Source organism: Branchiibius cervicis (assembly GCF_042661605.1).
Classification (GTDB): Bacteria; Actinomycetota; Actinomycetes; order Actinomycetales; family Dermatophilaceae; genus Branchiibius; species Branchiibius cervicis.
This window is the reverse complement of record NZ_JBHSWJ010000002.1, coordinates 3,182,187-3,208,479: the sequence shown is the minus strand read 5'-3', so window position 1 is coordinate 3,208,479 and position 26,293 is coordinate 3,182,187. Positions and strand designations below refer to the sequence as shown.

The window sequence follows — 26,293 nt, the reverse complement described above, 5'->3', positions numbered from 1 at the left end:
GGCGAGCGGGCTAGAACGGCGCCGGCGGGTTCAGCTGCGAAGTCGTGATCGCGTTGTCGGCGACCTTCCACTTGGCCAGGATCTTGCCGTAGGTACCGTCCTTGATCAGCGAGTTGACCGCGCTCACCAGCGCCGGGGCGATCGGCGACCCTTTGGCCGTGGCGAACCCGACCGGGGTGGTCGAGAACGTCCCGAGGTACTTCGTGTTCGGGATCCTGGTCGCCTGGTACTTCAGCGTGACCGCCGGTCCGAAGAAGACGTCGACCTTGCCGTTCTGCAGGCCCAGGTAGATGGGTGCGGTGTCGGCGAAGTACTGCACGGACCAGTTCGGTTTGCCGGCTGCGGCGCAATCACCGGCGTGACTCTCCAACTGCTTCTGGAAGGTCGTACCCGGTGAGGTCGCGAGCTTCAGCCCGCACAGGTCGGTGATCGCGGAAACCTTGTCGGTCTTCAGGTCCTTGCGTCCCAGGAACGCCTGGCCGTCGTTGAGGTAGGTCGCGAAGTCGACGACCTTGCTGCGCTCCTTCGTGACGCCGAAGTTGGCCTGCCCCGCCTGGTACTTGCCGTTCTGCACGCCCGGGATGATCGAGGCGAAGGTCCCGAACTCCTCCTTGAAGGAGATGCCGAGCTTCTTGGCGACGGCGTTGCGCAGATCGATCGACAGGCCGATCTCTTTGCCAGTGCTGTCAACGCCGGCGTGCGGCAGGCCCGCGGTGCCGACCGCTTGGGTGGTGCCGAGGGTGATGACGTCGGACTTCTGAACCGTCTGAGGCAGCAGCTTGCGGGCAGCGTCGTCGACCTTGACCGCGCTGACCAGGTCAGCGGTGGGCTGGGTCGCCGTGGTGGCCGCCTCACCGGCGGAGGAGCAGCCGGCGAGGCCAAGAGCGAGTACGGCGAGGGCCGGGATAAGGGGGCGTGTGGACATAGTGGTGGTTCCTTTCGAGGGGGCGGATCAGGTTTGGTAGGCGTTGCACCTGTTGCGCAGGCACAGCGGTGCAACGACCGCCAAACCGTGGGAGAGAGTCGTGAGTGCGGGTACGGCGGGGGAGGGCTAGAGCACCGCGGAGAGGAAGGCCCGGGTCCCCGGATCCTGCGGATCATCGAGAACCTGTGCAGGAGAACCTTTTTCGGCAATGTGACCGCCGTCGAGGAAGACCACGGTGTCGGCCACCTCGCGGGCGAAGGCCATCTCGTGGGTCACGATGATCATCGTCATGCCATCCGCTGCAAGGTCGCGGATCACCGCGAGGACCTCGCCGACCAGTTCCGGGTCGAGAGCGCTGGTGGGCTCATCGAAGAGCAGCAGCCGCGGGCGCATCGCGAGCGCGCGAGCGATGGCGACCCGCTGCTGCTGACCGCCGGACAGTTGGGACGGGTAGGAATTCTCACGACCGGCGAGGCCTACCCGCGCGAGCAGCTCGGACGCCGTACGCGAGGCATCGGTGCGTGACACGCCGCGCACGGCCACTGGCGCCTCGATGAGGTTCTCCAGCACGGTCAGGTGCCCGAAGAGATTGAACTGCTGGAAGACCATCCCAAGGTCGGCGCGCTGACGGGTGATCTCCCGCTGGTGCCGCTCGACCAGCCGGCCGCGGTGCTCGCGGTAGCCGATGATCCGGCCGTCGATCTCGACGTAGCCACTGTCCGGCTTCTCCAGGTGGTTGATGCAGCGCAGCAGGGTCGACTTGCCCGATCCCGAGCGGCCGATCAGCACGGTGACCTCGCCGGTGTGCACGTCCAGATCGACGTCCTCCAGCACGGTCTGGAGTCCGAAGGCCTTGCGCAGGCCACGGATTCGCAGCAGGGGCTCGCCCACTTCGCGCAGCCGCTCAGTCCTCGCAACGGCGGTCATGCGCCCACTCCCGCGTCGATGCGAGCACCCTTGCTGCGGTAGGGCAGCAGCGGCAGGCCCGCGCGCACCACCTGGCGCAGCGTTCGCACGTCGCGGCGGTGGCTGCGGTTGTAGTGCCGCTCGACGACGTACTGGAGCACCGACAACGCGGTGGTGATGATGACGTACCAGAGCGTTGCGACGATGAGCAGCGGGACGACCTGGAAGTTGTCGTTGTAGATCAACTGCGCCGAGTAGAGCAGGTCCTGCACCGCGATGATGCTGACGATGGCCGTGGCCTTCACCATGCCGTTGGCGAGGTTGCCGCTGGCCGGGATGATGGCCGGCATCGCTTGGGGCAGCACGATCCGCCGGAAGATCCGGCGGCGGGACAGGCCCAGTGCCTCGGCAGCCTCGGTCTGGCCGCGGTCGACCGACAGCAACCCACCCCGCACGACCTCGGCGGAGAAGGCCGCCACGTCGAGAGTGAGAGCTATGAACGCGGCGATGATCCCCGAGAACAGGTTGGCGGTCTGCACTGACGCGAACTCCGGGCCGAACGGGATGCCGATCGACAACCGTGGGTAGAGCGAGGCGAGTTGGAACCAGAAGAGCACCTGGACGAGGGCCGGCACCGACCGCACGATCCAGACGAAGGTGAAACTCACGCTGCGCAGGATCGGGTTGCTGGACAGGCGCATCGCGGCCAGGGCGATCCCGAAGAGGTACCCGACGACGAACACCGACGCCGAGAGCGCCAGCGTCAGGCCGAGCCCGCGCAGGATGGAGGGCGCGGTGAAGTACTGCGCGACGATGCCCCACTGGAACCGTTGGTTGGTGATCAATGTGTTGACGAACATCGCCACGAGGACGAGGACCGCCGCGGCCGCCAACCAGCGACCGGGTCTCGGTGCGGAGACAAGGCGCGCGGTGCGTAACGGGTCGTCGGCCGCGGCGGGGAGGTCTGCGCCGCGTCGGCCGAAGCCCGGGCGTCGAGCAGGGTCATTGTGTGAATAACCTTCCAGATCAATCGCATTCGGCACTCAGCCGCTGCGATGGCATGCGCTTGTGGGCCGGGTTGGCTCACCGGGTCGTCACCTGGGGCACCCCACCGCTGCGGAGGGTTGCCGGTCAGCAAGCCAGGGCTTGTCGCTGACGCTCATAACCGAAAGTGAGGTTAGGCCAAACATCCCGGCATGGCAAATGCCTACTGATCCGATGGGTGTTAGCGGGGACGATTAAACTGACCGCAGAACCTTGCGTCGACGGAGGATGGCCGTGCAGATCTCGGCGAAAAGCGACTACGCCGTGCGTGCAGCTCTGGAGATGGCGGCCCGCGCACCCGATTTGCTGACGATCGACGCGATCGTCGAGGACCAGGGCATGCCGCGTAAGTTCGTCGAGGCCATCCTGGGCGATCTTCGCCGGGCCGGAATCGTGCGCACCCAACGGGGCTGCGCCGGGGGCTACACCCTGGCCCGACCCGCGTCCGAGATCGCGATCGGCGACATCCTGCGGGCCGTCGACGGTCCCCTCGCCGAGGTGCGGCCTGCGGCCGCATGAGACGACGTACGGCGGGGTGGCCGCCCACCTGCCCGACCTGTGGGTGGCCGTTCGGTCCAGCCTGCGACAGGTTCTGGACGAGGTATCGGTGCAGCAGTTGCTCACCGGCTCCCTGCCTGCGAAGGTGCGTCGGCTCAACGACGTCGAGGACGCCTGGCTGCCCCGCTGATTCGCGAGGCCCCGCGTGGCCTGGGATCTTCCAAACCTGCCCGGGGTGGAGTCAGGGTCCTAATTACCCACTTCCGGAGTAGGGATTAGACATCACGATTCGTTTGCTCTAGCCTCACTTTCGGTTATGAGCGTCAGCGACAAGCCCTGGCTTGCTGACCAGCAACCCTCCTGCGCGGTGGGGTGCTCCAGGTGATGACCCGGCATCTCCGACCGGAGGTGCAAGCGCGATGTGCACGGCGACTTCCGTTGCAATGCACCTGACGAGATGGGTAACCACCATGTCCGATCTCCATCTAGCCGTGGCCCTCGACGGCGCCGGCTGGCACCCCGCTGCATGGCGCGAGGCCGATGCCCGGCCGGGGGAGTTGTTCACCGCTCGGTACTGGACCGATCTGGTGCAGCAGGCTGAACGCGGTCTGCTGGACCTGGTGACGATCGAGGACGGTTTCAGTCAGCAGATCGATCACCACCAAGCCGCAGGCGACCGTACCGACCGGGTCCGCGGCCGCCTCGATGCGAATCTGGTCGCGGCACGGGTGGCGCCGACCACCTCCCGCATCGGGCTGTTGCCGACGGTGGTGGCGCCGCATACCGAGCCGTTCCATGTCTCCAAGGCCATCGCGACCTTGGATTTCGTCAGCACCGGGCGCGCCGGGGTACGGGTGCGTTCGAGCGTGAGTGCGGACGAATACGGCAATGTCGGACGTCGACCGGCGCCGGAACTTCCCAGCGAGGGTGTGCCTGCCTCCTTGACCCGCGCCCTCTTCGGCGAGGTCGAGGACTACATCGAGGTGTTGCGGCGCCTCTGGGACAGCTGGGAGGACGACGCGGAGATCCGTGACGTCGCCACCGGCCGGTTCGTGGACCGAGAGAAGTTGCACTACATCGACTTCGAGGGTGCGCAGTTCAGTGTGCGCGGACCCTCGATCACCCCGCGCCCGCCGCAGGGTCAGCCACTGGTCTCGTTGCTGGTGCACCAGAAGACCGGATACGAATTGCTCGCCCGCAGTGCGGATCTGGGGTTCGTCACCCCGACCGACGCTGCGGACGCGCACAACATCTCCACCGCGGTCCGCGCCGCCACGGCACAGGCCGGCCGGACCGCGGGGGAGGTCAACATCCTGGGTGATGTCGTCGTCTTCCTGGACGAGACGTACGCCGCCGCCTCCGCTCGCAAGGAGCGGCTCGACGTACGTGATGGGGATGAACTACGAAGTGACGCAACGATCTTCGTTGGTACGCCCGCAGAGTTGGCCGACCTGATCCTCGATTGGCACGCGGCCGGTCTGGACGGCGTACGCCTGCGGCCCGGTGCGCTGCCCCACGATCTGACCCAGATCACCGACGCGCTGGTGCCCGAGCTGCAGCGGCGCGGGGCATTCCGCAGGACGTACGACGCCACGACCTTGCGGGGGCACTTCGGCCTGACCCGGCCCGCCAACCGCTACGTGGCCTGAGAGGACGCACGATGACCAAGCAGATTCACCTGGCCGCACACTTTCCGGGCGTCAACAACACCACCGTGTGGAGCGACCCCGGCGCCGGCAGCCACATCGAATTCGACTCGTTCAAGCGTTTCGCGCAGATCGCCGAGCGGGGCAAGTTCGACTTCCTCTTCCTGGCTGAAGGGCTACGGCTGCGTGAGCAGAACGGCAAGATCTACGACCTGGACGTCGTCGGGCGGCCGGACACCTTCACCATCCTGGCCGCGCTCGCGGCCGTGACCGAACACCTCGGTCTGACTGGCACGATCAATTCGACCTTTAACGAGCCCTACGACGTGGCAAGGCAATTCGCCTCCTTGGACCACCTCTCCGGTGGCCGTGCGGCCTGGAATGTGGTGACTTCCTGGGATGCGTTCACCGGCGAGAACTTCCGCCGCGGGGGCTTCCTGCCTCAGGACCAGCGCTACGAGCGCGCCCGGACCTTTCTGCAGACCGCCACGGAGCTGTGGGATTCCTGGTCGCCGACGGACCTGCTGGCCAATCCCGACTCCGGGCAGTTCGTCGCCCGCCCCGACGCAGGCGCGTACGGTCATCATGACGACCACTTCGACATCAGCGGCCGCTTCAACGTGCCGTCCCCGCCCCAGGGTCGCCCGGTGATCTTCCAGGCCGGCGACTCCCACGACGGCCGGGAGTTCGCGGCCTCCTCCGCCGACGCCATCTTCAGCCGGCACGGGACCTTGGAGGACGGCAAGGCGTTCTACGAGGACGTCAAAGGCCGCCTGGCCAAGTACGGTCGCCGGCGAAGTGACTTGCTGATCCTGCCTGCCGCGACGTTCGTCCTGGGCGACACCGACGCCGAGGCGCAGGACAAGGCGCATGAGGTGCGTCGCCAACAGGTCAGCGGGCAGACGGCCATCCGGTTCCTGGAGCAGTTGTGGAACCGTGACTTGTCGCACTACGACCCGGATGGTCCTCTGCCACAGGAGGATCCGGATCTGGGCGAGCACACCATCGCGCGCGGCCGCGCTAGTGTGCGCCGGCATGACGACATCCTGGCCACTGCTCGAGCGTGGCGGGAGAAGGCCGAAGCGGAGCACCTGTCGATCCGCGAGTTGATCATCGAGGTCACCGCGCGGCAGAACTTCATCGGCTCGCCGCAGACGATCGCCGAGACCATCAACGACTACGTGCAGCAGGACGCCAGCGACGGTTTCATCCTGGTGCCGCACATCACCCCCGACGGCCTGGGTCCGTTCGTGGACCGGGTCGTGCCGCTGCTGCAGGAGCGTGGCGTCTTCCGCACCGACTACGAGAGCACGACGCTGCGCGACAACCTCGGCCTACGGCCGCAGACCGAGCAGGGCACGGTCGACGGAGTTGCGTCATGAGCACGCCCCTGTCCGTGCTCGATCTGGTGCCGATCTCGACCGGCTCCAACGCGCCGGAGGCGTTGCGCAACAGCATCGACCTCGCCCAGCGCGCGGAGTCGCTGGGTTACGCCCGGTACTGGTTCGCCGAGCACCATCTCAACCCGGGAGTGGCGGGTACGTCACCGGCCGTCGTGCTCGCGTTGGTCGCTGGTGCCACGTCCAGCATCCGACTGGGTTCTGCCGCAGTGCAACTGGGTCACCGTACGGCGTTGTCGACGGTCGAGGAGTTCGGCCTGCTGGATGCGTTGCACCCCGGTCGTTTCGACCTCGGGCTGGGGCGCTCCGGTGGGAAGCCGCCGGGCTCGGAGACTCGCGCCCCATCGCGCCCCGACAAGCGGGTCCTCGACAACGGGTTGGTCATCCCGCCGGCGTTCGACTACTCCCAGTTGCTGGGGTCGCCGCGGATCGCGCTGTCGCAGGCCCTCTTGAAACAGCCCGGGGCGACATTGCAGCCCTACTCCGAGCAGGTCGCGGACATCCTCGCGCTGATCGCCGGCACCTATCGCGCTGAGAACGGTGAAGAGGCGCACGTGATCCCGGGTGAGGGCGCCGACCTGCAGATCTGGATCCACGGCAGTTCGGCCGGGGAGAGTGCGCAGATCGCGGGTGCCAACGGCGTGCGCTTCGGTACGAACTACCACGTCGCACCCTCCGGTGTTCTCGAGGCGGTCGCCGCCTACCGCGAGGCGTTCGTCCCGAGCGCAACGCTCGGGTCGCCGTACGTCATCGTGTCGGCAGACGTTGTGGTGGCCGAGGAAGACCAGGTGGCAGCGGATCTCGCGGCGGGTTATGGGCCCTGGGTGCGGTCGATCCGCACCGCTCAGGGTGCGATCCAGTACCCGACTGCGGAGCAAGCGCGGGCACTGTCGTGGGAGCCGGATGACGCAGCGCTGGTCGCTGATCGGGTGGACACGCAATTCGTCGGGACGCCGGAGAAGGTGGCCGACCAGTTGGCTGCTCTTCGCGACGCAACCGGGGCCGATGAGTTGCTGGTCACCACCATCACGCACGACCACGAGGATCGGGTTCGGTCCCTGGAACTCCTGGCGAAAGAGTGGCAGCAGCGATGAGCGTCGTTGTGGTCGTGGGCAATCCGAAGCCCAAGTCGCGTACGTTGTTGGCGGCCTCACGAGTCGCCGAACGCGTGGCGGGTCGGCCCCCGGACACCGTGATCGATCTGGTCGACTTCGGCGCTCAGCTGTTGGATTGGTCCTCGCCCGCCGTGGCTCACGCGGTGGAGCAGGTGCAGCAAGCCTCCTTGGTGGTCTTCGCCAGTCCGACCTACAAGGGCAGCTACACCGGTCTGCTCAAACTCTTCCTGGACCGGATCGGCGGAGGCGCCTTGCGTGACGTGACCGCGATCCCGCTGCTGCTCGGCGGGGACCTGCGCCACTCGCTGGCTCCCGAAGCGTTCCTCAAGCCGGTGCTGGCCGAGTTGGGCGCGTCCAGCCCGACGCGCGGCTTGTTCATCGTGGACAAGACCTGGGAAGAATCACCGGAGCTTGCCGCGTGGTTGCAGTACGAAGAACCGGTGTTGGAGCGCATCCGGGCCCGACTCGGGACGAAGGCAGCGGCATGACGGTGTACGACATCACCAGCGGCCGTCCCCGCCCGGCCTTCGACACGGCCCGCCTGCGGCAGGTGTTCGGTGCATTCCCCAGCGGCGTCACGGCGGTGGCCGCGACCGTCGACGGTGTGCCGCACGGGCTGGCCGCCAGCTCCTTCACCTCGGTCTCGCTGGAGCCGGCCCTGGTGTCGGTCTGTGTCGCGCAGACCTCCACGACGTGGCCGGTGCTGGAGCGGGCGACCAGGCTCGGGGTCAGTGTGTTGTCCGCCGACCAGGAGCACGAGACAACGGTGCTGTCCACCAAGGGAATCGACCGGTTCGCACATCTGGACTGGCAACAGACTCCGAAGGGCGGAGTCCTGATCGAGCGGGCCTCAGCGTGGTTCGAGACCTCGGTGCATGAGGTTGTCCCGGCAGGTGATCACTTCATCGTGCTGCTGAAGGTGCACGACCTCGACATCGACGAGGCCGCTCACCCGCTGGTCTTCCACGGCAGTACCTTCCGCCGTCTGGCGGTCTGATGCGCTGCAGCGCGTGGGTGGGCCCCCGGGGCTCGAACCCGGAACCAATGGATTAAAAGTCCACTGCTCTACCAATTGAGCTAAGGGCCCGTACGGCGTTCGCGGGCTTGATCGGCACCGCACCGTGCCGGGCCAGCGTAGTCGGCGCACGTCGTACGAGCACAATCGGGACCCCGCACAGGGCCGTCGTCGCAGCCTGTAAGCGCGCACAGCAGACGTCCAGGAAACGTCCAGACCAGCGAGGCAGGCTGGCGGCGACGCGGAAGGGCGGTCAACGTGGAACCGGATAGTGGCGCACTGGTAGCGCTGTGTTGGATCGTGGCAGTTCTGGCCATCATCGGATCGGTCGTGCTGGGGGTGCAACTGACCAAGCGCAATCCGCTCACCTTCGTGATCCGGCTCGTCGCCCAGGTGCTGACCTGCGCTCTCACCGTTCTGGCGGTGGCGGCCACCCTGAACGCCCAGAACGACTGGTACGCCGACTGGGCCGACCTGGGCAACGACCTCGTCGGCGGCGGACTGCCGGCGGGCACCGTGCAACAGGCAGGGGTCGCGGTGCGCCCGTTCAACGCGGCGCAGGAGACCGCCACCAACCGCAGTGCGCAGAACCGCTACGGCATCGAACGCAGCGCCGAGCAGATCTCACTGCGCCTCCAGGCCGATCCGGGGCAGGGCGGCCAGGAAGTCACCGTGCAGATCCCCGGCCGTGGTGACGGAGCCGTGGGAGAGGCGAAGGTCTGGTTGCCCCAGGCCTACACCGACCCGAACCAGCAGAACCGCACCTTCCCGGTGATCGAGGCGTTCCAAGGAACGCCGGGCAACGACACCTCGTGGTTCAAGGTCGCTCATCTGGGTCAGACCATCGGGCAGTTGGCGGCAGAGCACGAACTCAACCAGGCCATCGTCGTGTCACCGGAAGTCACGCCGGGCGGTATCGACACCGAATGCGTCAACGCGGGCGGCCGGTACCAGATGGAGACCTGGCTCACCCAGGAGATCCCGCGCTGGATCGTGCAGCACTTCCGGGCGTCCGCCGACCGCAACGGCTGGGCGACGATCGGCTACAGCGCGGGTGCTTGGTGCGCGATCATGACCGCAACCCTGCATCCCAAGACGTACGGCGCGTCGATCGTCCTCGGCGGCTACTTCGAGCCGCTGTTCGGGAGTTGGCGCCCGTTCAAGAAGACACCGGAGAAATATTTCGTCCTCAAGACCGCCGAACGAGATGCCCCGGCAATCTCGGTGTGGGTCGAGGTGTCCGGGAAGGACGGCCTGTCCGGGCCCCCGAGCAGGAACTTCGTGAAGAACGCCCGTCCGCCGATGGCGGTGACCTCCGTGACCTACCCCGATGCCGCACACCGGTTCTCGGTGTGGATGGCCGCCTATCCGCACGCGCTGCTCTGGTTGAGCCATGCGCTGCCGCAGTTCGCGCCCAACAGTGTGGACGCGGTGGTCAGTTCGCCGTGACCTCGTGGTGCGCGGGCGAGGGGACTGCCGTCCGCAGGGCGTGCAGATGCAAACCGGCGGCGACAGCCAGCGTCAGCACAGCCCCGATCACTACCGCGGTCCACCCGTCGTGCACGAAAAGCGTTGTGGAGCCGGTCGATCCGATACTGCTGCCGACGTAGTACGCCGTCAGGTAGAGCGCTGACGCGGTGGACCGGGCGTGCGGCGGTGCGAGCAACGACACGCTGCTCGAGGCGGTGGTGTGGCCGATGAAGAAGGCACCGGTGATGATGGCCACCCCGATCAGGATCACCAGCAGTGACCCGGACAGGGTCAGCGCGAAACCGAGCACGAGCAGGGCGATGGAGCCCAGCACCGTCCGGCGAGCGCCGTACCTGCTGACCACGACGCGGGTGCGGGCGGTGGCGATCGTCCCGATCACGTAGAGCAGGAAGATCGCGCCGGCCTGTCCGGCCGACAGGTTGAACGGTGCCTGCTGCACCCGTACGCCGAGGGCGGTGTACGCCGCGGCAAAGCAGCACATCAGCAGGGCGCCGGTCGCGCACCAGATCCACACCCCGGGGGTGCGCAGCGAGGCGGCCGCCGCCTGGTGCATCCGGGCGTCGGCTCCCGGTACGACGATCGCCCCGCCAGTGCCCGGCTGCGGCTTGGGCCGCAGGAAGAGCAGGAGGATTCCGCACACCAGGCAGATGGTGCTCATGACGAACAGGCCGACCTGCCAGTTGGCGACGTCAGTGAGCAAGCCCGGCAGAACACGGGACAGCAACCCGCCGATCGTGTTGCCGGCCAGATAGATACCGGTCGCATCGACGACCGCGATCGGATTGACGCGGTGGGCGATGAGCGCAAGTGCCGCCGCAGGGACCGCCGAGATCAGGAAGCCCTGGGCGAATCGGCCGGCGATCAACCACCCCAGCGTGGGTGCGAACGGCACCAGCAGGCCGACCGCTGTTGCGGCCAGCAGGAAGGCGGTCATCTTCACGAAGTAGCCGCGCTGCAAGGCAACGGTGCTCAACGGGATGAAACCGATCGCCATTCCCAGCGTCGTCGCCGACACGGTCCAACTGGCGTCGGTTTCCGAACTGCCGTAGGTGGCGGCGATCTGCGGTAGCAGACCCTGGGTGTTGTACATCATCAGGAAGATCGCGATGCCGACCAGGAAGACGGCGATCATCAATCGCCGGTAGGCCGCGGAGCCGCGGGTGAAGAGGTCCGATGTGCTCACCTTTCTGGTGTAGCGCGAGCGGACCCGTTCCGTCCAATGATGAAATGGCCGGTTTATGATCAGAAAATGGATCACAGGGCCTCGTCCGGTGCCGAGCTGACGGCTCTGGCGCCCGAGCTGGCGGCCTTCCGAGCCGCTGCTGAAAGCGGGCACATCACCCGGGCCGCAGCCGAACTCGGGATCCCGCAATCCACCATGAGCCGGCGGATCAAGACCCTCGAACGCACCCTCGGGCAGGTGCTGATCCAACCCCACGGGCGTGGGATCGCGCTCACCCCTGCGGGGCGCAGCCTCCTGCCGGGAGTGAGCCGGGCGCTGGATGCCCTGGACGGGGAGTTCGGCCGGTTGCGGGGTGAAGCCGACCCGCAGGCCGGTCTGGTCCGGTTCGGATTCCCGCTCACCGTCGGACCGCGTAGCACCCCGGCGCTACTGGCCGGGTTCTACGCCCAGGCGCCCAGGGTGCGGCTGATCCTGCACCAGGGCCACGGCACCGCGATGCTCGAAGAACTGCGCGACGGCCGGCTGGATCTGGCGATCATCACCCCGCCGCCGCCCGACCTGGACGTGGTCCGCCTCGGCTACCAGCAGCTCCAGCTGAACGTCGGTACCGGTCATCGGCTGGCGAAGCGACACAGCGTGCGTGTCGCGGAACTCAAGAACGAGGCGTTCATCGCCGGCCCCACGACGTACTCCGTGCGGCGTTTGGCCGATCAATGGTGTTTGGAGGCGGGCTTCCGCCCCCGGATCATCTTCGAGAGCAGCGAGATCGAGACGCTGCGCGCGCTGGTCGCGCAGGGTCTGGGCGTAGCCCTGCTGCCCCCGCGGAGCTCACCCACGAGGGCCTGGTCGAGATCCCGCTCGCGGGCGGTGTCCATCGTCGCGAGATTTCACTGGTTTGCACCGATCCCACCGCCCTGTCGCCGGCCGCGCAACGGTTGCGCGCGTATCTGATCGCGCACCGGGACCAGATCGGCGTCGCACCCCGCGCACAGGGATGATGGGTGGCGATGACCCTCACCGACGCGATCCCGTCACCCGCCGATCCCGATGCGCTGTACGCCGTGTTCACCGCCTGGGTGCGCGAGCGCGGTCTGACGCCCTATCCCCACCAGGACGAGGCGGTGCTGGAACTGCTCAGCGGCGCGAACGTGATCCTCGCGACGCCGACCGGCTCCGGCAAGTCGCTGGTCGCGCAGGCTGCGTGCTTCATCGCCCTGGCCACGGACCGCGTTGCCTTCTACACCGCACCGATCAAAGCGCTGGTCTCGGAGAAGTTCTTCGACCTGGTGGGCATCTTCGGCGCGGACAACGTGGGAATGATCACCGGCGACGCCTCGGTCAACGCCGATGCCCCGATCATCTGCTGCACCGCCGAGATACTCGCGAATATCGCTCTGCGCGAGGGGAAGACGGCAGACGTGGGCTTGGTCGTCATGGACGAGTTCCACTTCTACTCCGAGCCGGACCGTGGCTGGGCGTGGCAGGTGCCGTTGCTGGAGTTGCCCCAGGCACAATTCCTGCTGATGTCGGCAACGCTGGGTGAGGTCACCTGGTTCGAGGAAGACCTGACCGCGCGCACCGGACGCCCGACCGCCACCATCACCGGTGTGGATCGGCCGGTGCCACTGTCGTACGCGTGGTCGGTGGAACCCCTGCCGGACCTGCTGGCGGAGTTGATCAGAACCGGCCAGGCCCCGGCGTACGTCGTGCACTTCACCCAGGCGGCTGCCCTGGAGCAGGCGCGGTCGTTGCTCACGGCACCGATCGCGACGAAGGAGCAACGGGCGGCCATCGCAGCCCGCATCGTCGACTTCCGGTTCAACGCCGGCTTCGGCAAGACCCTGAATCAACTGATACGTCACGGAATCGGCGTCCACCACGCAGGAATGCTGCCCAAGTACCGGCGTCTGGTCGAACAACTGGCACAGGAAGGTCTGCTGCCGGTCATCTGCGGCACCGACACCCTCGGCGTCGGGATCAACGTGCCGATCCGAACGGTGGTCTTCACCGGGCTGGCCAAGTTCGACGGATCCCGGCAACGCATCCTGAAGGCCCGCGAGTTCCACCAGATCGCCGGTCGTGCGGGACGAGCCGGATTCGACACCTCCGGGACGGTCATCGTGCAAGCCCCCGAGCACGTCATCGAATTCGCCCGGGCCGTCGCCCGCGCCGGCAACGACGCGAAGAAGCTGAAGAAGGTCCAACGGGGCAAACCGGCCGATGGGGAAATCGTCTGGTCGGAGGAGACCTTCGACAAGCTGGTCGCCGCCGAGCCCGAGCCGCTGCAGTCCCGGATGCAGATCAACCACTCCATGATGCTGAATCTGATCGCGCGGGTGGGTGATCCGTTCACGGCCATCCGCAAGCTGCTACGGGACAACCACGAAGACACCCGTCGCCAAGCGCGGCTCACGCGGCAGGCGATAGCGCTCTACCGCGAGCTCCTGGCCAGCGGCGTCGTACGTCGACTGGAGTCGCCGGGCCCGGACGGACGACAGGTCGAGCTGGTCACCGCGCTGCAAGACAGCTTTGCCCTCAACCAGCCGCTGGCGCCGTTCGCTCTCGCGGCGCTGGATCTGCTGGACGAGGCCGCGCCGGACTACGCGCTCGATGTCGTCTCCGTGATCGAGGCCATCCTGGAGGATCCGCGACCGATCCTGTTGGCGCAGAGGCACAAGGCCCGCGGCATCGCGATCGGCCAGATGAAAGCCGACGGCATCGAGTACGACGAGCGGATGGAACTGCTGGAGGAGATCAGCTGGCCGCAGCCGCTGGGTGAACTCCTGGAAGCAGCGTTCGAGACCTACCGGTCGGCCCAGCCGTGGGTGCCGATGGAGGCCCTGTCGCCGAAGTCCGTCGTGCGGGAGATGTACGAGAACGCCTGGAGCTTCGGTGATCTCGTGGCGCAGTATCAGATCGGCCGTTCGGAAGGAGTTGCCCTGCGCTACCTGTCCGACGCCTACCGGACCTTGCGGGACACGGTTCCGGATGCTCGCAAGACTCCGGAACTGACCGATCTCATCGAATGGCTCGGCGAAACGGTGCGCCAGACCGACTCCAGCCTGCTGGACGAGTGGGAAGCGCTGCTGCATCCCGCGTCGGTCGAAGGAGTGCCGGTCGGCGGACCCCGCCACCCCCGCGGCGGTTCACCGCGACGAAAGCCTTCGAGATCGGCGTGCGCAACGCGATGTGGCGCCGGCTCGAACTGGCCGCTCGCCGCGACGTCGACGGTCTCCTCGCGCTGGAGGCCAATCTTCCGGCATTGACCGACCCGCCGGTCGAGCCGGTCATGGACGCCGAGGCCTGGCGTTCGGACCTCGCGGCCTACTACGCCGAGCACGATGAGATGGTGACCGACGCGGATGCCAGGAACTCGTCGTACCTGCAGGTGGAACGGCAGTCCGAGGCCTGGTTGGTGCGCCAGGTGATCGCCGACCCGCAGGGGGACCGGGACTGGGGCATCGACGGGTACGTCGATCTGCTGGAGTCCGACCACGCTGGGCAAACCATCATCCTGGTCCAAGGTCTCAACAGATTCGATCATTTACCCTGAGGTGGTGAGTGAGGAAGAGCGCCGACCGCGCCGCCCGACTCCGATGGGGCCGAGCAATTTCGATGCCTTCGTCGGCAACGTGGACCCGGCCGATGTCAGTGAGGTCGCCCACGAGACCGCGGCGGTACTGGTCGGTACCGGCCGGGCGGAGCACGATCCGGACCTGACGACGCGCCTGGTACACCTCGTCGACGAGCTCGGGTTGTCCACGGTTGCGGCCCTGTGGTCCGCGCAACCCGCGGTGAGTCTGCCGGGGTGCCTGTGGCGGATGTACGTGCTGCGCGAGTGGGTGCAGCGCAATCCGGTGGAATTGTCCGCGGACTACCGCACCGGTCTGGCACATGCGTCGGTGTCCCACGCCGTCGCCGGAGCCTCCGAACCGCCCGACCCCGCCTCGATGGTGGCGTTGAGCGACTCCATCCTGACCGGAGTCTTCGACGGTGATCTTGCGGTCGCGCTGGAGCGAGCGGCGGCGTTCTGCCGGGTTATCTCGATCGGCCGCGCCCACCGGGCCGATGATCACGACGGAATCGACGACCCGCTGGCCACTGCGCAGACCCGCAGTGCGGCGGCGCTGTTGTCCACGGCGCAGGATCTGACGCGATGCGCAGCGGCCTGGCGTGGCGGTCGTCTGAACTGATAAGAGAAGTAGTGCGTCGGGCCGGGAGCGCCTCACGGCGCGAGGCCGCTCGTAGCGGCTTATGTTGGGACCCGGGGCTGCCGCGGCCCGACGCACACTCACCCTAACCGCTGTCGCCGGCCGGATGTTCCCAACGGGCGGGTCTGCGTGTACGTGGTGTGGGTCACCTGACCCACCTGGTGCCGGTCCGATCGGCGGGGGGATGATGCTGCTGTGGCCAAGGGGAGCAAGCACAAGGGGACGAAGGGCGGCAGCGACTACACCGTGGTCGAACTGCCGCTGAAGGGGAAGGCGAAGGATGACCCGCCGACGCAGGACGTCGGCAACTTCACCTTCGGATACTGCACGAGTTGCGACTGGCGGGGTCGGGCCCGACGCTCCCGTGAGAAGGCCCGCGAGGACGCCCGCGAGCACCGGACGGATTGCGACGGTAAGGGCAAGGTGCACGTCGCCGCGACGGACACCAAGAAGGTGGATGACCTGCGGCTCCCGTAGCTGGCCACGGTGTTCGTAGCGGTTTCGGTCCGTGCGTCCTGTGTCCGCGCTCGATGATCGAAAACATGCGCAGACGCGCACAGTCACCGACTTTTTATCGCTATCCCGCAGTTGAAGTCTGTTCTCACTCTTCTTCTTTTGAGCGCCTTGGCGTGGCTTCTTTGATATCGAGGCGACGATACGTGTCGTAGCGTAATGTCCCTTTTCCCAGACGACCCGGGACATGCGTCGACCTCCGCTGCGGCTCGATCATCGCGCCTCCTTTGCTGCATCCCGCGTGGAGAAACGACCGCTGTCCGTGTGTCTGCCGAAAAGAATTGACCCACACGGAGAAGCAGAAATGGTTACATCCCACGATCCTGGCCGCGTCACCGCGAAAGACAGAATTCATCGACGCGCCGGGCAAACACCCCGAGGACGGCGCCGGGATTTCAACTAGCTTCATCGTGGGGGATTCTGTGCGACGCATCCTGTCCTTGGGAGTGACCTGTTTTCTTCTGGTTGTGTGGGCGCTCCTGGGCCCTATAGGTGGCGCCCGCTCCGAGGCGGCTCCCCGTCAGGTCACGGTCGTCACTCATGAGATCGAGCCGTTCGTAGTCGGCACCGGATCCAGTCGCACCGGGTTCAGTACCGATCTGTGGAACGAGATCGCCAGCCGCGAACACTGGACGACAAAGTGGGTCAACGTGGACACGGTCGGTCAGCAATTGCAGGATCTCTCGAACGGGAGCGCCGAGGTCGGTGTCGGCGCCATCTCGATCACCGCAGAGCGGCGGCAGAAGTACGACTTCAGTCAGCCGATCCTGGACGCCGGCTTGCAGATTGCTGTACCCACCACCTCGATGAAGTCCAGTAGTACTCCCGTCCTTCGCAGGTTCCTGGACATGCTTGCCTCGCGCACCATGCTGTTGTGGTTGTTGTCGGCCGCGCTCTTGTCCCTGATCCCCGCCCATGTCGTCTGGTTGATCGAGCGACGCCACGCTGACTCACCGATCTCGCGGAGGTATTTCCCGGGAATCGTGCAAGCGTTCGGGGAGTCAGTCGGTGGCTTGATCGCTGCCGACGAAGGTTCTCCACGGCACTGGATGTCGCGAATGCTCAAATTGCTCTGGTCGTTCGTGGGAGTGGCGTTCGTCGCGTTCTTCACCGCGAACCTGACGGCGTCCCTGACCGTCGAGCAATTGAGCTCCAGCATCAACAGTCCATCAGACCTGTACGGCAAAAAGGTGTTGGCTGTCGAAGGAACCACGTCCGCCGCCTACCTACATCGCAACGGGATACAGACGACGCTGGTGCCCTCGATCGATGACATGTTCGCACGACTGCGCCAGGGCGGTGCCGATGCGGGTGTCGGTGATGCGCCGGTGATGCAGTACCTGACCGCCACCAAATACGCCAGTTCTGTCGCAGTCGTCGGCACGGTGTTCAACGACGAGGACCTCGGCTTCGCTCTCAAGGACGGCAGCGATCTGCGGGGGGCGATCGACGAGGCGCTGTTGAGCATGCGCGAAGACGGCACCTACACCGTCATCAAACAGCGCTGGTTCGGGACCGGCGACAGCCAGGGCACGTCCAACTGATCGCCGCGCCCCGGTATGCGTGAACGGTTCCGGGGTGCGTCAGGGCGGGTCGGGTGCGACCGCGACGGCCTATCCGAACCGTCCGGAGATGTAGTCCTCGGTCGCCTTCTCCGTCGGGTTGTTGAAGATGGTCTGCGTGTCGTCCATCTCGATGAGCTTGCCCGGCTTGCCGGTGGCCGCGAGGTTGAAGAACGCCGTCTTGTCCGACACACGCGACGCCTGCTGCATGTTGTGCGTCACGATCACGATGGTGAAATCGTCCTTGAGCTTGGTGATCAGATCCTCGATGGTCAACGTCGAGATCGGGTCAAGCGCCGAGCACGGCTCGTCCATCAGCAGCACCTGGGGCTGCACCGCGATGGCCCGGGCGATGCACAGCCGTTGCTGCTGCCCACCGGACAGACCCGCGCCCGGTTTGTCGAGCCGGTCCTTGACCTCATCCCACAGGCCGGCACCTTTGAGGGACTCCTCGGTCGCCTCGGCGAGCTGCTTCTTGTCCTTGACCCCGTTCAGTCGCAGACCGGCGGTGACGTTGTCCTTGATGGACATGGTGGGGAAGGGGTTGGGGCGCTGGAAGACCATGCCGACCGTGCGACGTACGCCGACCGGATCCACCCCGGAGGCGTACAGGTCCTGGTCGTCCAGCATGACCGAACCCTCGACGTGCGCGCCCGGGATGACTTCGTGCATGCGGTTCAAAGTGCGCAAGAAGGTCGATTTGCCGCAACCGGAGGGGCCGATGAAGGCGGTGACCGAGCGCGGTTCGATAGTCATCGTGACGCCTTCGACCGCCTTGAAGTCGCCGTAGTAGACGTTCAGATCCTTGACGTCAATGCGTTTTGCCATGGCAGGTTCCTTTTAGTTCTTGACTTTGGCGAAGCGGCCGACGAAGCGGCCCAGCAGGTTGATCGCGAGCACCAACAGGATCAGCGTGCAGGCGGCACCCCACACGCGGTCCGCCGCGATCGGCACCGAGATACTGCCGGCCTGCTGGTAGATGAAGGTGGGCAGTGACGCCATCGACCCGGTGAACGGGTTCTGGTTCAGGTATTGCGTGTACGCCGCGAGGATCAGCAAGGGTGCCGTCTCACCCATGACCCGGGCGAGGCCGAGCAGCGATCCGGTGATGATGCCCGACAAGGACGTCGGCAAGACGATGCGGGTGATCGTCTTCCACTTCGGTACGCCCAGGGCGTAGGACGCCTCGCGCAACTCGTTGGGCACCAGCTTGAGCATCTCTTCGGTGGAGCGGGTCACCACGGGGATCATCAGCAGCACCAGGGCAAGGGACGCGACGACCGGGATCAAGGCGATCCCGAAGGTCGTCACCCACACCGCGTAGAGGAACAGCGCCGCGACCACCGAGGGCACACCGGACAGAATGTCGACCATGAAGCTGACCGCACGGGCCAGCCGGCCGCGGCCGTATTCGACCAGGTAGACGGCCGTCATCACCGCGATCGGGATGGCGATCACCGCCGTGATGAGCGAGATCTCGAGGGTTCCGACAATGGCGTGCCGGGCGCCGCGCACGTTGTGGTCGAAGGCAGGTGCGCCGGCACCGGACTGGTCCTTGAGCCACCACGTGGGGCTGAGGATGACGCTGAGGCCGCGGGACAACACCGTCCACAAAATCCAGACCAGCGGGATCAGGGCCAGGATGAACGCCCCCCAGATCATGACGGTCGCCAGATTGTTGCGAATCGCCCGGGAATTCGACTTGGGACCGAGGCCTGAGGTGGGTCGGGGGCGCACGGCCTCGGAAGAGATGGCAGCCACGGGTTCGTCCTTACTCATCAGCGCTCAGGTGATTGGTGATGCTGCTCATTCGCTGAACGCCTTCCGGCGCTCGATGACGACGCGGGCGGCGGCATTCACCAGGAAGGTCAGGATGAACAAGACCAGACCGGCGGCGATGTAGGCGCCGGTGTGCAGCGGCGTGTCGAACTCGGACTGGTTCTTGGCGATGATCGAGGCGAAGGTGTCGCCGCCGTTGAAGAGCGAGGCGATCCACTTCGCGCCCTGCGGCAACGACGACAGGATCATCAGCACGGCGATGGTCTCACCGAGGGCTCGGCCCAGACCGAGCATCGAAGCACTGATCACGCCCGGCTTACCGAAGGGCAGCACCGCGGTGCGGATCATCTCCCACTTGGTGGCCCCCAGCGCGAGCGCACCCTCGATGTGGGTGGGTGGTGTCTGGGCGAAGACTTCCCGGGATACGGCCGTGATGATCGGCAGGATCATGATCGCCAACACGATCCCGACCAGGAAGATCGTGGTACCTCCGGAGATGCCCGGGACCGGTGCGAACAAGGGAATCCACCCCAGGACATCGGAGATCCAGTTCTGGATGGGCTCCCAATGGCCGGACACGACGTACAGACCCCACAGGCCGTAGACGATCGATGGTACGGCGGCGAGCAGGTCGATCAGCACCGCTCCGGGCTTGGCCAACCACGGGGGCGCGTAGTGGGTGAGGAACAAGGCGATGGCCACCGAGAAAGGTACGGCGATCACAAGGGCGACCACGGACGTCGCCACCGTCGTCCACAGCAGTTGGACGATGCCGAACTTCATGTCCGCGACATCCCACTCGGTGGAGGTCAGGAAGTTGGCGGAGTTGTGGCGCAGGGCCGGAACGGCCTGGTAGATCAGGAAGACGGCGATCAGGATGACCAGCACGATCACGGTCATACCGGCACCGGTGGTCAGGAAGGTGAAGACCTTGTCGCCGAGTCGGCCGGTCGAGGCGTTATCGCCCTCCAGGGGCGAGCGCCCACCGGGTTCAGGACTCTCATCGACGACCGAACGGCCAGTGATCGAACTCATCAGGAAAGAACTCTCTCCAGGGCGGTGGATCAAGTGCGTCGCACTTGGGGCAGCGGGCCCGCAAGGTGCCAGTTTTGCACCCCGCGGGCCCGCCGTGGGTGGATCAGGAGATCGCGGCGACCGCGGTCTGGACCTTGCTCTGGATATCGGTCGGCAGCGGGGCGGAACCGATCTTGGTCAGAGTGCTCTGGAAGTCGTTGCTGGCCATGTAGGTCAGGAACGACTTGACCGCCTTGCCGGTGTCGGCGTTGGGGTACTTGGAGCAGACGATCTCGTAGGTGACCAGGATGATCGGGTAGGCCCCGGCCTCCTTGGTGGCGTAGTCCAGCTTCAGCTTCAGGTCGTTGCCACTGCCGGCGACGGTGGCCGCGCCGACGGCCTTGCCCGCAGAGTCAGCGGTCAGTTCGACCGGGCCGGAGCCGTTGTCGACAGCAGCCATCTTCAGGTTGTTGGTGATCGCGTAGGACCACTCCACGTAGCCGATGCCGCCGTCGGTCGAGGCGACGGCCTGGCTGACGCCGGAGCTCTTGGCCTTACCCTGACCGACCTTGCCGGTCCAGGACTTGGAGTGCTCGGTCGGCCACTCAGCCTTGGCGGCGGTGTTCAGGTACTTGGTGAAGTTGTCCGTGGTGCCGGAGGAGTCCGAGCGGAAGAACACGCTGATCGCGGTGTCCGGCAGGCTGACCCCGGAGTTCTCCTTGGCGATCTCCGGGTCGTTCCACTTGGTGATCGCGCCGCTGAAGATCTTGGCGATCGTGCTGGCGGTCAGGTTCAGCTTGTCGACGCCCTTGACGTTGAAGGCGACCGCGATCGGGCCGGTGACCATCGGGATGTTCCAGGCCTCGGAGCCACAGGCGGCCTTCGCCTTGTCCGGCTCGCCCTTGTCGGCGTTCAACGCGGAGTCGGAGCCGGCGAAGTCGACGTTCTTGGCGATGAAGGAGGTGACCCCGGCACCGGACCCGGTGCCGTTGTAGGAAACCTTCGCGCCGGAGCACTTCTGGCCGAACCCGGCGATGGCCTGGTCCATGGCATTGCCCTGTGCGGTCGAGCCTTCGCCCTTCAGGGTGCCGGTGAAGCAGCTGTCGCTGCCGGTGCCGGTCCCCGTGGAGCCGCCGGTCGCGGTGTTCGTCGCGTCATTGTTGCTCGCACTGCCACAGGCGGCCAGGGACAGGGCGGCGACGACGGCCACGCTCCCGGCGCGACCGATGCGGGTGATCTTCAAGTCAGTTACCTCTCTAGGTCGGCACGGGCGTGTCGACCGTGCGCTGCCGGCGCCAGGCGCAGAGCAGCCCGGCGTCGTGACCTGACGGTAGGGAGCGCGGGTGACCAGATCCGGTGCGAAAGGTGAACGAGAAATGAATGACTCGCGTCACCTTGATGTCAGCCAGGCGGACTGTGAGTGAGGTCTCGTTGAACGGAGGGTCAAGGATTCGTCAAGAGCTGTGGAGCGGACGGTTGCGCTCGACAGCGACCACTGTGGCTCCCTCGCCCCTGCCGGCGATGTGGCAGATCAGCGCCTCGCCCTTGTCCATGGCATCAGCGGCCACATCGGTGGCCAGCTCCCGCACCGTGCGTTGCGCTGTCGAATCCGCTCGCGCCCGATCGGCGAGGATGTCGAGAATCGCGGGCAACACCGGACGGTGCGTGCACAGTGCGACCGTGGTGCCCCGGTCCAGCAGGTCCTCGGTCAGGTCCGCGGCGCGCTCGGGGTGGGCTTCGAAACCTTCCTCCGACAAGCGCTTTCGCCGTTCGACAATCAGGTGTTGGCTGCCGGCGAACGGGCGCACCGTGCTCATGCAGCGTTTGGCGGGTGAGCTGATCACCCGGGGCACGGCGTACGCCGACAACACCCCGATCAGCCGCTGGGCCTGATCGCGCCCCTCCCCGTCCAGGGGGCGGTCGCGGTCGGCGCCGTCCCAGTGCTTTCGCCCGACCGACTCCCCGTGGCGTACGACGACGAAGGGCCAGGTGTCCAGCTCACCTCGTCCGTCGGCTTCCAACAGTGCGTGCAACTGACGGGCGTCCCGTTCGTAGGTGAGGCGCTCGCGGGCGGCGCGCGGGGTCAACCAGGCCACCTCGTCCACTTCGTGGGTCAGGCGCCCTTTACCGGCCACGGGCTGCGCGGCCCAATAGCGGACCTCCTTGACCCCGCCGCGGGGCATCGAATACACCGCCTTGGGCAGCGGCATCCCGAGCCGAGGGCGCAGCCCGGTCTCCTCGCGGGTTTCCCGGGCGGCGGCGTCCACCCAGCCCTCACCGGGGTCGAGTTTGCCCTTGGGCCACGACCAGTCGTCGTACCGCTCCCGATGCACCAGGGCCACTTCGATGCCGGCGGAGTGGTCGACCCGGCGCCACAGCAGCGTGCCCGCGGCGGCGACGATGCGGGGGCGGTCGCTCAGCGCGGTCACCGGCGACGGGCCCGGCGGCGGCGCTTGCTGTACTCCTCGATCAGCCCGGCCTGCAGGTCGTTGAGCGGGCGACCGTCCGCCGAGAGGTGGTGACGCTCCCAGAGGCCGTCGCCGCCCAGGTGCCAGGAGGAGGTGCTCGCCGACATGCCGGTGTTGATCAGTCCGGCCAACTCGGTCAGGTGGCGCGGCGACGTGATCCGCACCAGGGCCTCGACGCGGCGGTCCAGGTTGCGGTGCATCATGTCTGCACTGCCGATGTAGGTGACGTCCTGTTCGCCCTCCACCGCGAACCGGAAGATCCGGGAGTGCTCGAGGAAACGCCCGAGAATCGAGCGCACCCGGATGGTTTCGGACAGCCCATCCACGCCGGGGCGGATCGCGCAAATGCCCCGGACGAAGATGTCGACCGGCACCCCGGCCTGCGAGGCGCGGTAGAGCGCATCGATGATCTGCTCGTCGACCAACGAGTTGATCTTGAACTGGATGCGCACCTCCTTGCCCTCGTGCTTGGCCGCGATCACGCGGTCCACCTGCTCGATCAGGCCGTTGCGCATCGAGCGGGGAGCGACCAGCAACCGCTTGAACTTGCTGCGCGGGGCCATCCCGGACAACTGGTTGAAGAGGCGCGACAGGTCCTCACCGACCTCGGGGTCGCAGGTCAGCAGACCCAGATCCTCGTAGAGACGTGCGGTTTTCGGGTTGTAGTTGCCGGTGCCGACGTGGCAATAGCGCCGCAGCGTGTCGCCCTCCTGGCGCACCACCATCGACAGCTTCGCGTGGGTCTTCAGTCCCACGATCCCGTAGACGACGTGGACGCCGGCCCGTTCCAGTTTGCGGGCCCAGACGATGTTGTTCTCCTCATCGAAGCGGGCTTTGATCTCGACGACGGCCAGGACCTGTTTGCCGGCGTCGGCGGCGTCGATGAGGGCATCGATGATCGGGGAATCACCGCTGGTGCGGTAGAGCGTCTGTTTGATGGCCAGCACCTGCGGATCGGCCGCCGCTTGCTCGAGGAAGGCCTGCACCGAGGTGGAGAACGAGTCGTACGGGTGGTGCAGCAGCACGTCGCCGCGCCGGATGGCGGCCAGAACGTCGGGCTGGCTGGACCGCTCGACCGGGGCAAGGTCGGGGTGGGTCATTGCGACGAACGGCGGCCAGCGCAACTCGCTGCGGTCGAGGTCGGCCACCACGTTGAGGCCGGTCAGATCCAACGGCTCGGGCAACCGGTAGACCTCGCCCTCGTTGACGGCCAGCTCCCGCACCAGCAGGTCGAGCACGTGGTCGTCGATGTCGTCGGCGACCTCCAGGCGGACCGGCGGACCGAAGCGGCGACGGGTCAACTCCTTCTCCAGCGCCGTCAGGAGGTTCTCGGCGTCGTCCTCCTCGACCTCCAGATCCTCGTTGCGGGTCACCCGGAAGGTGAAGTGCTCGCGCACCTCCATCCCGGGAAAGAGGAACTGCAGGTGTTCGGCGATGACGTCCTCGAGGGTGACGAAACGCGCGTCGTACAGGTCGTCGTCGCCGTCGGCGGTCGGCAGGCGCAAGAGCCGGGGCAGGAGCGGCGGAACCTTGACCCGGGCGAAGTGCTCCCTCTCGGTCTTGGGGTTGATCAGGATGACCGCGAGGTTCAGGGACAGGCCGGAGATGTAGGGGAACGGGTGGGCGGGGTCGACCGCCAGGGGCGTGAGGACCGGGTAGATCTGTTGGCGGAACAGCGTGGCCAGATGTTCGCGGTCGGTCTCGGTGAGTTCGTCCGGCCGCAGGATCCGTACGCCTTCATCGGCCAGTGCCGGGCGGATGTGCACCTGGAAGACACCGGCGTGCGCGTCCATCAACTGATGGGCGGCCCGGGAGATCTCGTCGAGGACTTCGCGCGGTTCGAGACCGGAGGCCGACCGGACGGCCAGTCCGGTGGCGATCCGGCGCTTCAAGCCGGCGACGCGGACCATGAAGAACTCATCCAGGTTGCTGGCGAAGATCGCGAGGAACCGCGCACGCTCCAGCAGGGGAACTGCCGGGTCCTGGGCCAGTTGCAGCACCCGCTCGTTGAATTGCAGCCAGGAGATCTCCCGGTCAAGGAACCGGTCGTCCGGCAGACCGGTGTCACCGGGGTGCACGACCGGCGTAGCAACCCGGATGAACCGGCCGTTGGCGCCGCGCGCACGATGCTGCGCCCGCTGCGAGAGCCGGGTCAGGGACGCTTCGCTGGCAGACGGTTCGCTCGACATGATGCCTATCGTGTCAGGCGCTTCGGGCGCTGTCAGCGGGCGTATTGCCCATCGACCGCCGCGGGCGTGAAACCGAGCCCGCGATAGGTCGCCAGTGCGGCGTCGTTGTCACCCTCCACGTAGAGCGTGATGCGGTGAACACCCCTGTCTTGCAGGTGGTTCAAGCCCGCAGCGGTGATGAACCGGCCCAGCCCGTGGCCCTGGTACGCCGGGTCGACAGCCACCACGTAGACCTCCCCCTCGTCGGGGTCGGCGGGGTCGATCTTGGTCCAGTGGGACGCGGCCAATCGGCCGTCGCGGTCGCGCAGCAGCAGTAGACCGCTGGGATCGAACCAGGGCTCGGCAACCCGTTGCTCCAGGTCGGCCATCGTCATCCGGCCCTGCTCGGGGTGGTAGTCGAACGCGGTCTTGTTGAGGGCCAACCAGTCCCCGGCGTCGCGCTCCATGTCGAAGGTGGTCAGCGCAAAACCCTGCGGCGGCTGCGGATCGGTGATCTCCGGCGAAGCGTCCACGGGTCGGGCCAGCTTAAGCAGGGTCCTGATCCGGCGTATCCCGGCACCGGTAGCCAGCGCCTCGGAGCCGGGCAGGTCCCCGTGCGCCCAGACGTGAGCGTCGGGACGCTGATCCAGAATGCGCGCCAGCAGCTCGGTGCCGAGACCTTTGCGGCGGTGCTCCGGGTCGACGACCAGCTCTGCGCTGCCGTCCTGGAGCACGATCCCGGCGGCAAGCAGCTGCTCGGTGGGGTCGAAGGTCAGGTGGGCGATCGGCGTACCGGCGGGTGCCGGGTCGGGTTCGGCGTCGGGCAACGCCAGGCGGGTCGCCTCCGAGAAGGGGGCTACCGAGTCGGCACCTGCCGCGCGGTCGGCCAGAGCGCGGATGGCGGACACGGTGTCAGCGTTGATCGGCATCTCCCGATTCCATCACGGGACACCCGACATACTGCGGTCATGTCATTCACCCAGGCCATTCGTACCGTCTTCAGCAAGTACTTCCGGATGGCCGGTCGTGCCGGTAAGGCCGAATTCTGGTGGTTCGTGCTGCTGTGGTTCATCGTCGATGTGGTGTTGAGCGCGGCCCGCAGCGCCTTCGATGACACCACGTTCCCCGGGGCGATCATCATGCTGGTCCTGGGGATCATCGCGTTGTTGTTGATCATCCCGATGATCACCGTTGGTGTGCGTCGCCTCCACGACGTGGGACGCAGCGGCTGGTGGATGTGGCTGCACTTCATCCCGCTGATCGGAACAATCGTCCTGATCATCTTCTGGGTGGGCGAGAGTCAGGGCCCGAACCAGTACGGACCTGGTCCCGAGCCGGCGGTCGCCGCCTGAGCG

At 66.6% G+C, this 26,293-nt stretch carries 24 protein-coding genes, 1 tRNA gene, 1 pseudogene and 2 riboswitches; of the genes and pseudogenes, 14 read left to right on the top strand and 12 right to left on the bottom strand.

Annotation, left to right across the window (positions count from 1 at the left end; genetic code table 11):
* Positions 1-10: 10 nt before the first annotated feature.
* From ACFQBT_RS16610 to ACFQBT_RS16600, 3 genes are all read right to left on the bottom strand, one after another.
* The gene (locus tag ACFQBT_RS16610; RefSeq protein WP_377824387.1) at positions 11-925 is read right to left on the bottom strand and encodes a transporter substrate-binding domain-containing protein; all 915 of its coding nucleotides are present in this window, start codon (positions 923-925) and stop codon (positions 11-13) included.
* Between the two features lie 126 nt (positions 926-1,051).
* Entirely contained in the window at positions 1,052-1,852 is an 801-nt protein-coding gene (locus ACFQBT_RS16605) for an amino acid ABC transporter ATP-binding protein (RefSeq protein WP_377824385.1), read from the bottom strand.
* A complete protein-coding gene (locus ACFQBT_RS16600; protein WP_377824383.1) occupies positions 1,849-2,691 on the bottom strand; it encodes an amino acid ABC transporter permease in 843 nt (280 codons plus the stop codon). The genes ACFQBT_RS16605 and ACFQBT_RS16600 overlap by 4 nt, the downstream gene beginning before the upstream one ends.
* A 197-nt stretch (positions 2,692-2,888) precedes the next feature.
* Positions 2,889-2,998, bottom strand: a riboswitch (SAM riboswitch).
* A gap of 105 nt (positions 2,999-3,103) precedes the next feature.
* Between ACFQBT_RS16600 and ACFQBT_RS16595 the strand changes: the two genes are divergently transcribed.
* The 7 genes from ACFQBT_RS16595 (at position 3,104) to ACFQBT_RS16565 (ending at position 8,531) form a co-directional block, all read left to right on the top strand.
* Positions 3,104-3,394, top strand: a complete 291-nt coding sequence (locus ACFQBT_RS16595) for an RrF2 family transcriptional regulator (protein WP_377824381.1) — start codon at positions 3,104-3,106, stop codon at positions 3,392-3,394.
* Between the two features lie 16 nt (positions 3,395-3,410).
* Positions 3,411-3,563, top strand: coding sequence for a hypothetical protein (locus tag ACFQBT_RS16590; protein WP_377824379.1), 153 nt, complete (start codon positions 3,411-3,413; stop codon positions 3,561-3,563).
* A 122-nt stretch (positions 3,564-3,685) separates the two neighbouring features.
* A riboswitch (SAM riboswitch) is annotated at positions 3,686-3,796 on the top strand.
* Between the two features lie 47 nt (positions 3,797-3,843).
* Positions 3,844-5,022 carry an LLM class flavin-dependent oxidoreductase gene (locus tag ACFQBT_RS16585; protein WP_377824377.1) on the top strand — a complete coding sequence of 393 codons (1,179 nt, stop codon included), beginning with the start codon at positions 3,844-3,846 and terminating at the stop codon, positions 5,020-5,022.
* 11 nt (positions 5,023-5,033) lie between these two features.
* Positions 5,034-6,401, top strand: coding sequence for an NtaA/DmoA family FMN-dependent monooxygenase (locus tag ACFQBT_RS16580; protein WP_377824375.1), 1,368 nt, complete (start codon positions 5,034-5,036; stop codon positions 6,399-6,401).
* Positions 6,398-7,513: an LLM class flavin-dependent oxidoreductase gene (locus ACFQBT_RS16575; protein ID WP_377824373.1), complete on the top strand. Its 1,116-nt coding sequence runs from the start codon at positions 6,398-6,400 to the stop codon at positions 7,511-7,513. The genes ACFQBT_RS16580 and ACFQBT_RS16575 overlap by 4 nt, the downstream gene beginning before the upstream one ends.
* Positions 7,510-8,022: an NADPH-dependent FMN reductase gene (locus ACFQBT_RS16570; RefSeq protein WP_377824371.1), complete on the top strand. Its 513-nt coding sequence runs from the start codon at positions 7,510-7,512 to the stop codon at positions 8,020-8,022. The genes ACFQBT_RS16575 and ACFQBT_RS16570 overlap by 4 nt, the downstream gene beginning before the upstream one ends.
* Complete coding sequence (locus ACFQBT_RS16565) at positions 8,019-8,531, top strand: flavin reductase family protein (protein ID WP_377824369.1); 513 nt, start codon at positions 8,019-8,021, stop codon at positions 8,529-8,531. Before ACFQBT_RS16570 ends, ACFQBT_RS16565 begins: the two co-directional genes overlap by 4 nt.
* A gap of 14 nt (positions 8,532-8,545) precedes the next feature.
* On the opposite strand, the gene ACFQBT_RS16560 is transcribed toward ACFQBT_RS16565, so the two are convergent.
* Positions 8,546-8,622: transfer RNA gene (locus ACFQBT_RS16560), tRNA-Lys, on the bottom strand.
* 227 nt (positions 8,623-8,849) lie between these two features.
* On the opposite strand from ACFQBT_RS16560, the gene ACFQBT_RS16555 reads away from it, so the two are divergent.
* Positions 8,850-9,998: an alpha/beta hydrolase gene (locus tag ACFQBT_RS16555; RefSeq protein ID WP_377824367.1), complete on the top strand. Its 1,149-nt coding sequence runs from the start codon at positions 8,850-8,852 to the stop codon at positions 9,996-9,998.
* Here ACFQBT_RS16555 and ACFQBT_RS16550 read toward each other — a convergent pair.
* The gene (locus ACFQBT_RS16550; protein ID WP_377824365.1) at positions 9,985-11,223 is read right to left on the bottom strand and encodes an MFS transporter; all 1,239 of its coding nucleotides are present in this window, start codon (positions 11,221-11,223) and stop codon (positions 9,985-9,987) included. The genes ACFQBT_RS16555 and ACFQBT_RS16550 overlap by 14 nt on opposite strands.
* Positions 11,224-11,289: 66 nt before the next feature.
* On the opposite strand from ACFQBT_RS16550, the gene ACFQBT_RS16545 reads away from it, so the two are divergent.
* From ACFQBT_RS16545 to ACFQBT_RS16525, 5 genes and pseudogenes are all read left to right on the top strand, one after another.
* Entirely contained in the window at positions 11,290-12,174 is an 885-nt protein-coding gene (locus ACFQBT_RS16545; protein ID WP_377824363.1) for a LysR family transcriptional regulator, read from the top strand.
* A gap of 56 nt (positions 12,175-12,230) precedes the next feature.
* Positions 12,231-14,776, top strand: a pseudogene (locus ACFQBT_RS16540) (DEAD/DEAH box helicase).
* Positions 14,777-14,780: 4 nt separating this feature from the next.
* Positions 14,781-15,416, top strand: a complete 636-nt coding sequence (locus ACFQBT_RS16535) for a hypothetical protein (protein WP_377824361.1) — start codon at positions 14,781-14,783, stop codon at positions 15,414-15,416.
* 213 nt (positions 15,417-15,629) lie between these two features.
* A complete protein-coding gene (locus ACFQBT_RS16530) occupies positions 15,630-15,911 on the top strand; it encodes a hypothetical protein (protein WP_377824360.1) in 282 nt (93 codons plus the stop codon).
* 317 nt (positions 15,912-16,228) lie between these two features.
* Entirely contained in the window at positions 16,229-17,491 is a 1,263-nt protein-coding gene (locus ACFQBT_RS16525) for a transporter substrate-binding domain-containing protein (RefSeq protein WP_377824358.1), read from the top strand.
* Between the two features lie 69 nt (positions 17,492-17,560).
* Here ACFQBT_RS16525 and pstB read toward each other — a convergent pair whose 3' ends face one another.
* From pstB to mshD, 7 genes are all read right to left on the bottom strand, one after another.
* Positions 17,561-18,337 carry a phosphate ABC transporter ATP-binding protein PstB gene (pstB, locus tag ACFQBT_RS16520; RefSeq protein ID WP_377824356.1) on the bottom strand — a complete coding sequence of 259 codons (777 nt, stop codon included), beginning with the start codon at positions 18,335-18,337 and terminating at the stop codon, positions 17,561-17,563.
* A 12-nt stretch (positions 18,338-18,349) separates the two neighbouring features.
* A complete protein-coding gene (gene pstA, locus ACFQBT_RS16515; RefSeq protein WP_377824354.1) occupies positions 18,350-19,270 on the bottom strand; it encodes a phosphate ABC transporter permease PstA in 921 nt (306 codons plus the stop codon).
* Between the two features lie 45 nt (positions 19,271-19,315).
* Complete coding sequence (pstC, locus tag ACFQBT_RS16510) at positions 19,316-20,323, bottom strand: phosphate ABC transporter permease subunit PstC (RefSeq protein WP_377824353.1); 1,008 nt, start codon at positions 20,321-20,323, stop codon at positions 19,316-19,318.
* A 103-nt stretch (positions 20,324-20,426) separates the two neighbouring features.
* Positions 20,427-21,545, bottom strand: coding sequence for a phosphate ABC transporter substrate-binding protein PstS (gene pstS, locus ACFQBT_RS16505; protein WP_377824351.1), 1,119 nt, complete (start codon positions 21,543-21,545; stop codon positions 20,427-20,429).
* 211 nt (positions 21,546-21,756) lie between these two features.
* Entirely contained in the window at positions 21,757-22,731 is a 975-nt protein-coding gene (locus ACFQBT_RS16500) for an NUDIX hydrolase (protein ID WP_377824349.1), read from the bottom strand.
* Positions 22,728-24,959, bottom strand: coding sequence for an RNA degradosome polyphosphate kinase (locus ACFQBT_RS16495; RefSeq protein ID WP_377824348.1), 2,232 nt, complete (start codon positions 24,957-24,959; stop codon positions 22,728-22,730). The genes ACFQBT_RS16500 and ACFQBT_RS16495 overlap by 4 nt, the downstream gene beginning before the upstream one ends.
* 32 nt (positions 24,960-24,991) lie before the next feature.
* On the bottom strand, positions 24,992-25,867 hold the full coding sequence (gene mshD, locus ACFQBT_RS16490; RefSeq protein ID WP_377824347.1) for a mycothiol synthase: 876 nt from the start codon (positions 25,865-25,867) through the stop codon (positions 24,992-24,994).
* 39 nt (positions 25,868-25,906) lie between these two features.
* On the opposite strand from mshD, the gene ACFQBT_RS16485 reads away from it, so the two are divergent.
* On the top strand, positions 25,907-26,290 hold the full coding sequence (locus ACFQBT_RS16485) for a DUF805 domain-containing protein (protein ID WP_377824345.1): 384 nt from the start codon (positions 25,907-25,909) through the stop codon (positions 26,288-26,290).
* Positions 26,291-26,293 lie beyond the last annotated feature (3 nt).

Excerpts from the sequence above, each read along its gene's own strand:
- ACFQBT_RS16610 (WP_377824387.1), bottom strand. The coding sequence starts at position 925 with ATGTCCACACGCCCCCTTATCCCGGCCCTCGCCGTACTCGCTCTTGGC.
- ACFQBT_RS16605 (WP_377824385.1), bottom strand. The coding sequence starts at position 1,852 with ATGACCGCCGTTGCGAGGACTGAGCGGCTGCGCGAAGTGGGCGAGCCC.
- ACFQBT_RS16600 (WP_377824383.1), bottom strand. The coding sequence starts at position 2,691 with ATGTTCGTCAACACATTGATCACCAACCAACGGTTCCAGTGGGGCATC.
- ACFQBT_RS16595 (WP_377824381.1), top strand. The coding sequence starts at position 3,104 with ATGGCCGTGCAGATCTCGGCGAAAAGCGACTACGCCGTGCGTGCAGCT.
- ACFQBT_RS16585 (WP_377824377.1), top strand. The coding sequence starts at position 3,844 with ATGTCCGATCTCCATCTAGCCGTGGCCCTCGACGGCGCCGGCTGGCAC.
- ACFQBT_RS16580 (WP_377824375.1), top strand. The coding sequence starts at position 5,034 with ATGACCAAGCAGATTCACCTGGCCGCACACTTTCCGGGCGTCAACAAC.
- ACFQBT_RS16575 (WP_377824373.1), top strand. The coding sequence starts at position 6,398 with ATGAGCACGCCCCTGTCCGTGCTCGATCTGGTGCCGATCTCGACCGGC.
- ACFQBT_RS16570 (WP_377824371.1), top strand. The coding sequence starts at position 7,510 with ATGAGCGTCGTTGTGGTCGTGGGCAATCCGAAGCCCAAGTCGCGTACG.
- ACFQBT_RS16565 (WP_377824369.1), top strand. The coding sequence starts at position 8,019 with ATGACGGTGTACGACATCACCAGCGGCCGTCCCCGCCCGGCCTTCGAC.
- ACFQBT_RS16545 (WP_377824363.1), top strand. The coding sequence starts at position 11,290 with ATGGATCACAGGGCCTCGTCCGGTGCCGAGCTGACGGCTCTGGCGCCC.
- pstB (WP_377824356.1), bottom strand. The coding sequence starts at position 18,337 with ATGGCAAAACGCATTGACGTCAAGGATCTGAACGTCTACTACGGCGAC.
- pstC (WP_377824353.1), bottom strand. The coding sequence starts at position 20,323 with ATGAGTTCGATCACTGGCCGTTCGGTCGTCGATGAGAGTCCTGAACCC.
- ACFQBT_RS16495 (WP_377824348.1), bottom strand. The coding sequence starts at position 24,959 with ATGTCGAGCGAACCGTCTGCCAGCGAAGCGTCCCTGACCCGGCTCTCG.
- mshD (WP_377824347.1), bottom strand. The coding sequence starts at position 25,867 with ATGCCGATCAACGCTGACACCGTGTCCGCCATCCGCGCTCTGGCCGAC.
- ACFQBT_RS16485 (WP_377824345.1), top strand. The coding sequence starts at position 25,907 with ATGTCATTCACCCAGGCCATTCGTACCGTCTTCAGCAAGTACTTCCGG.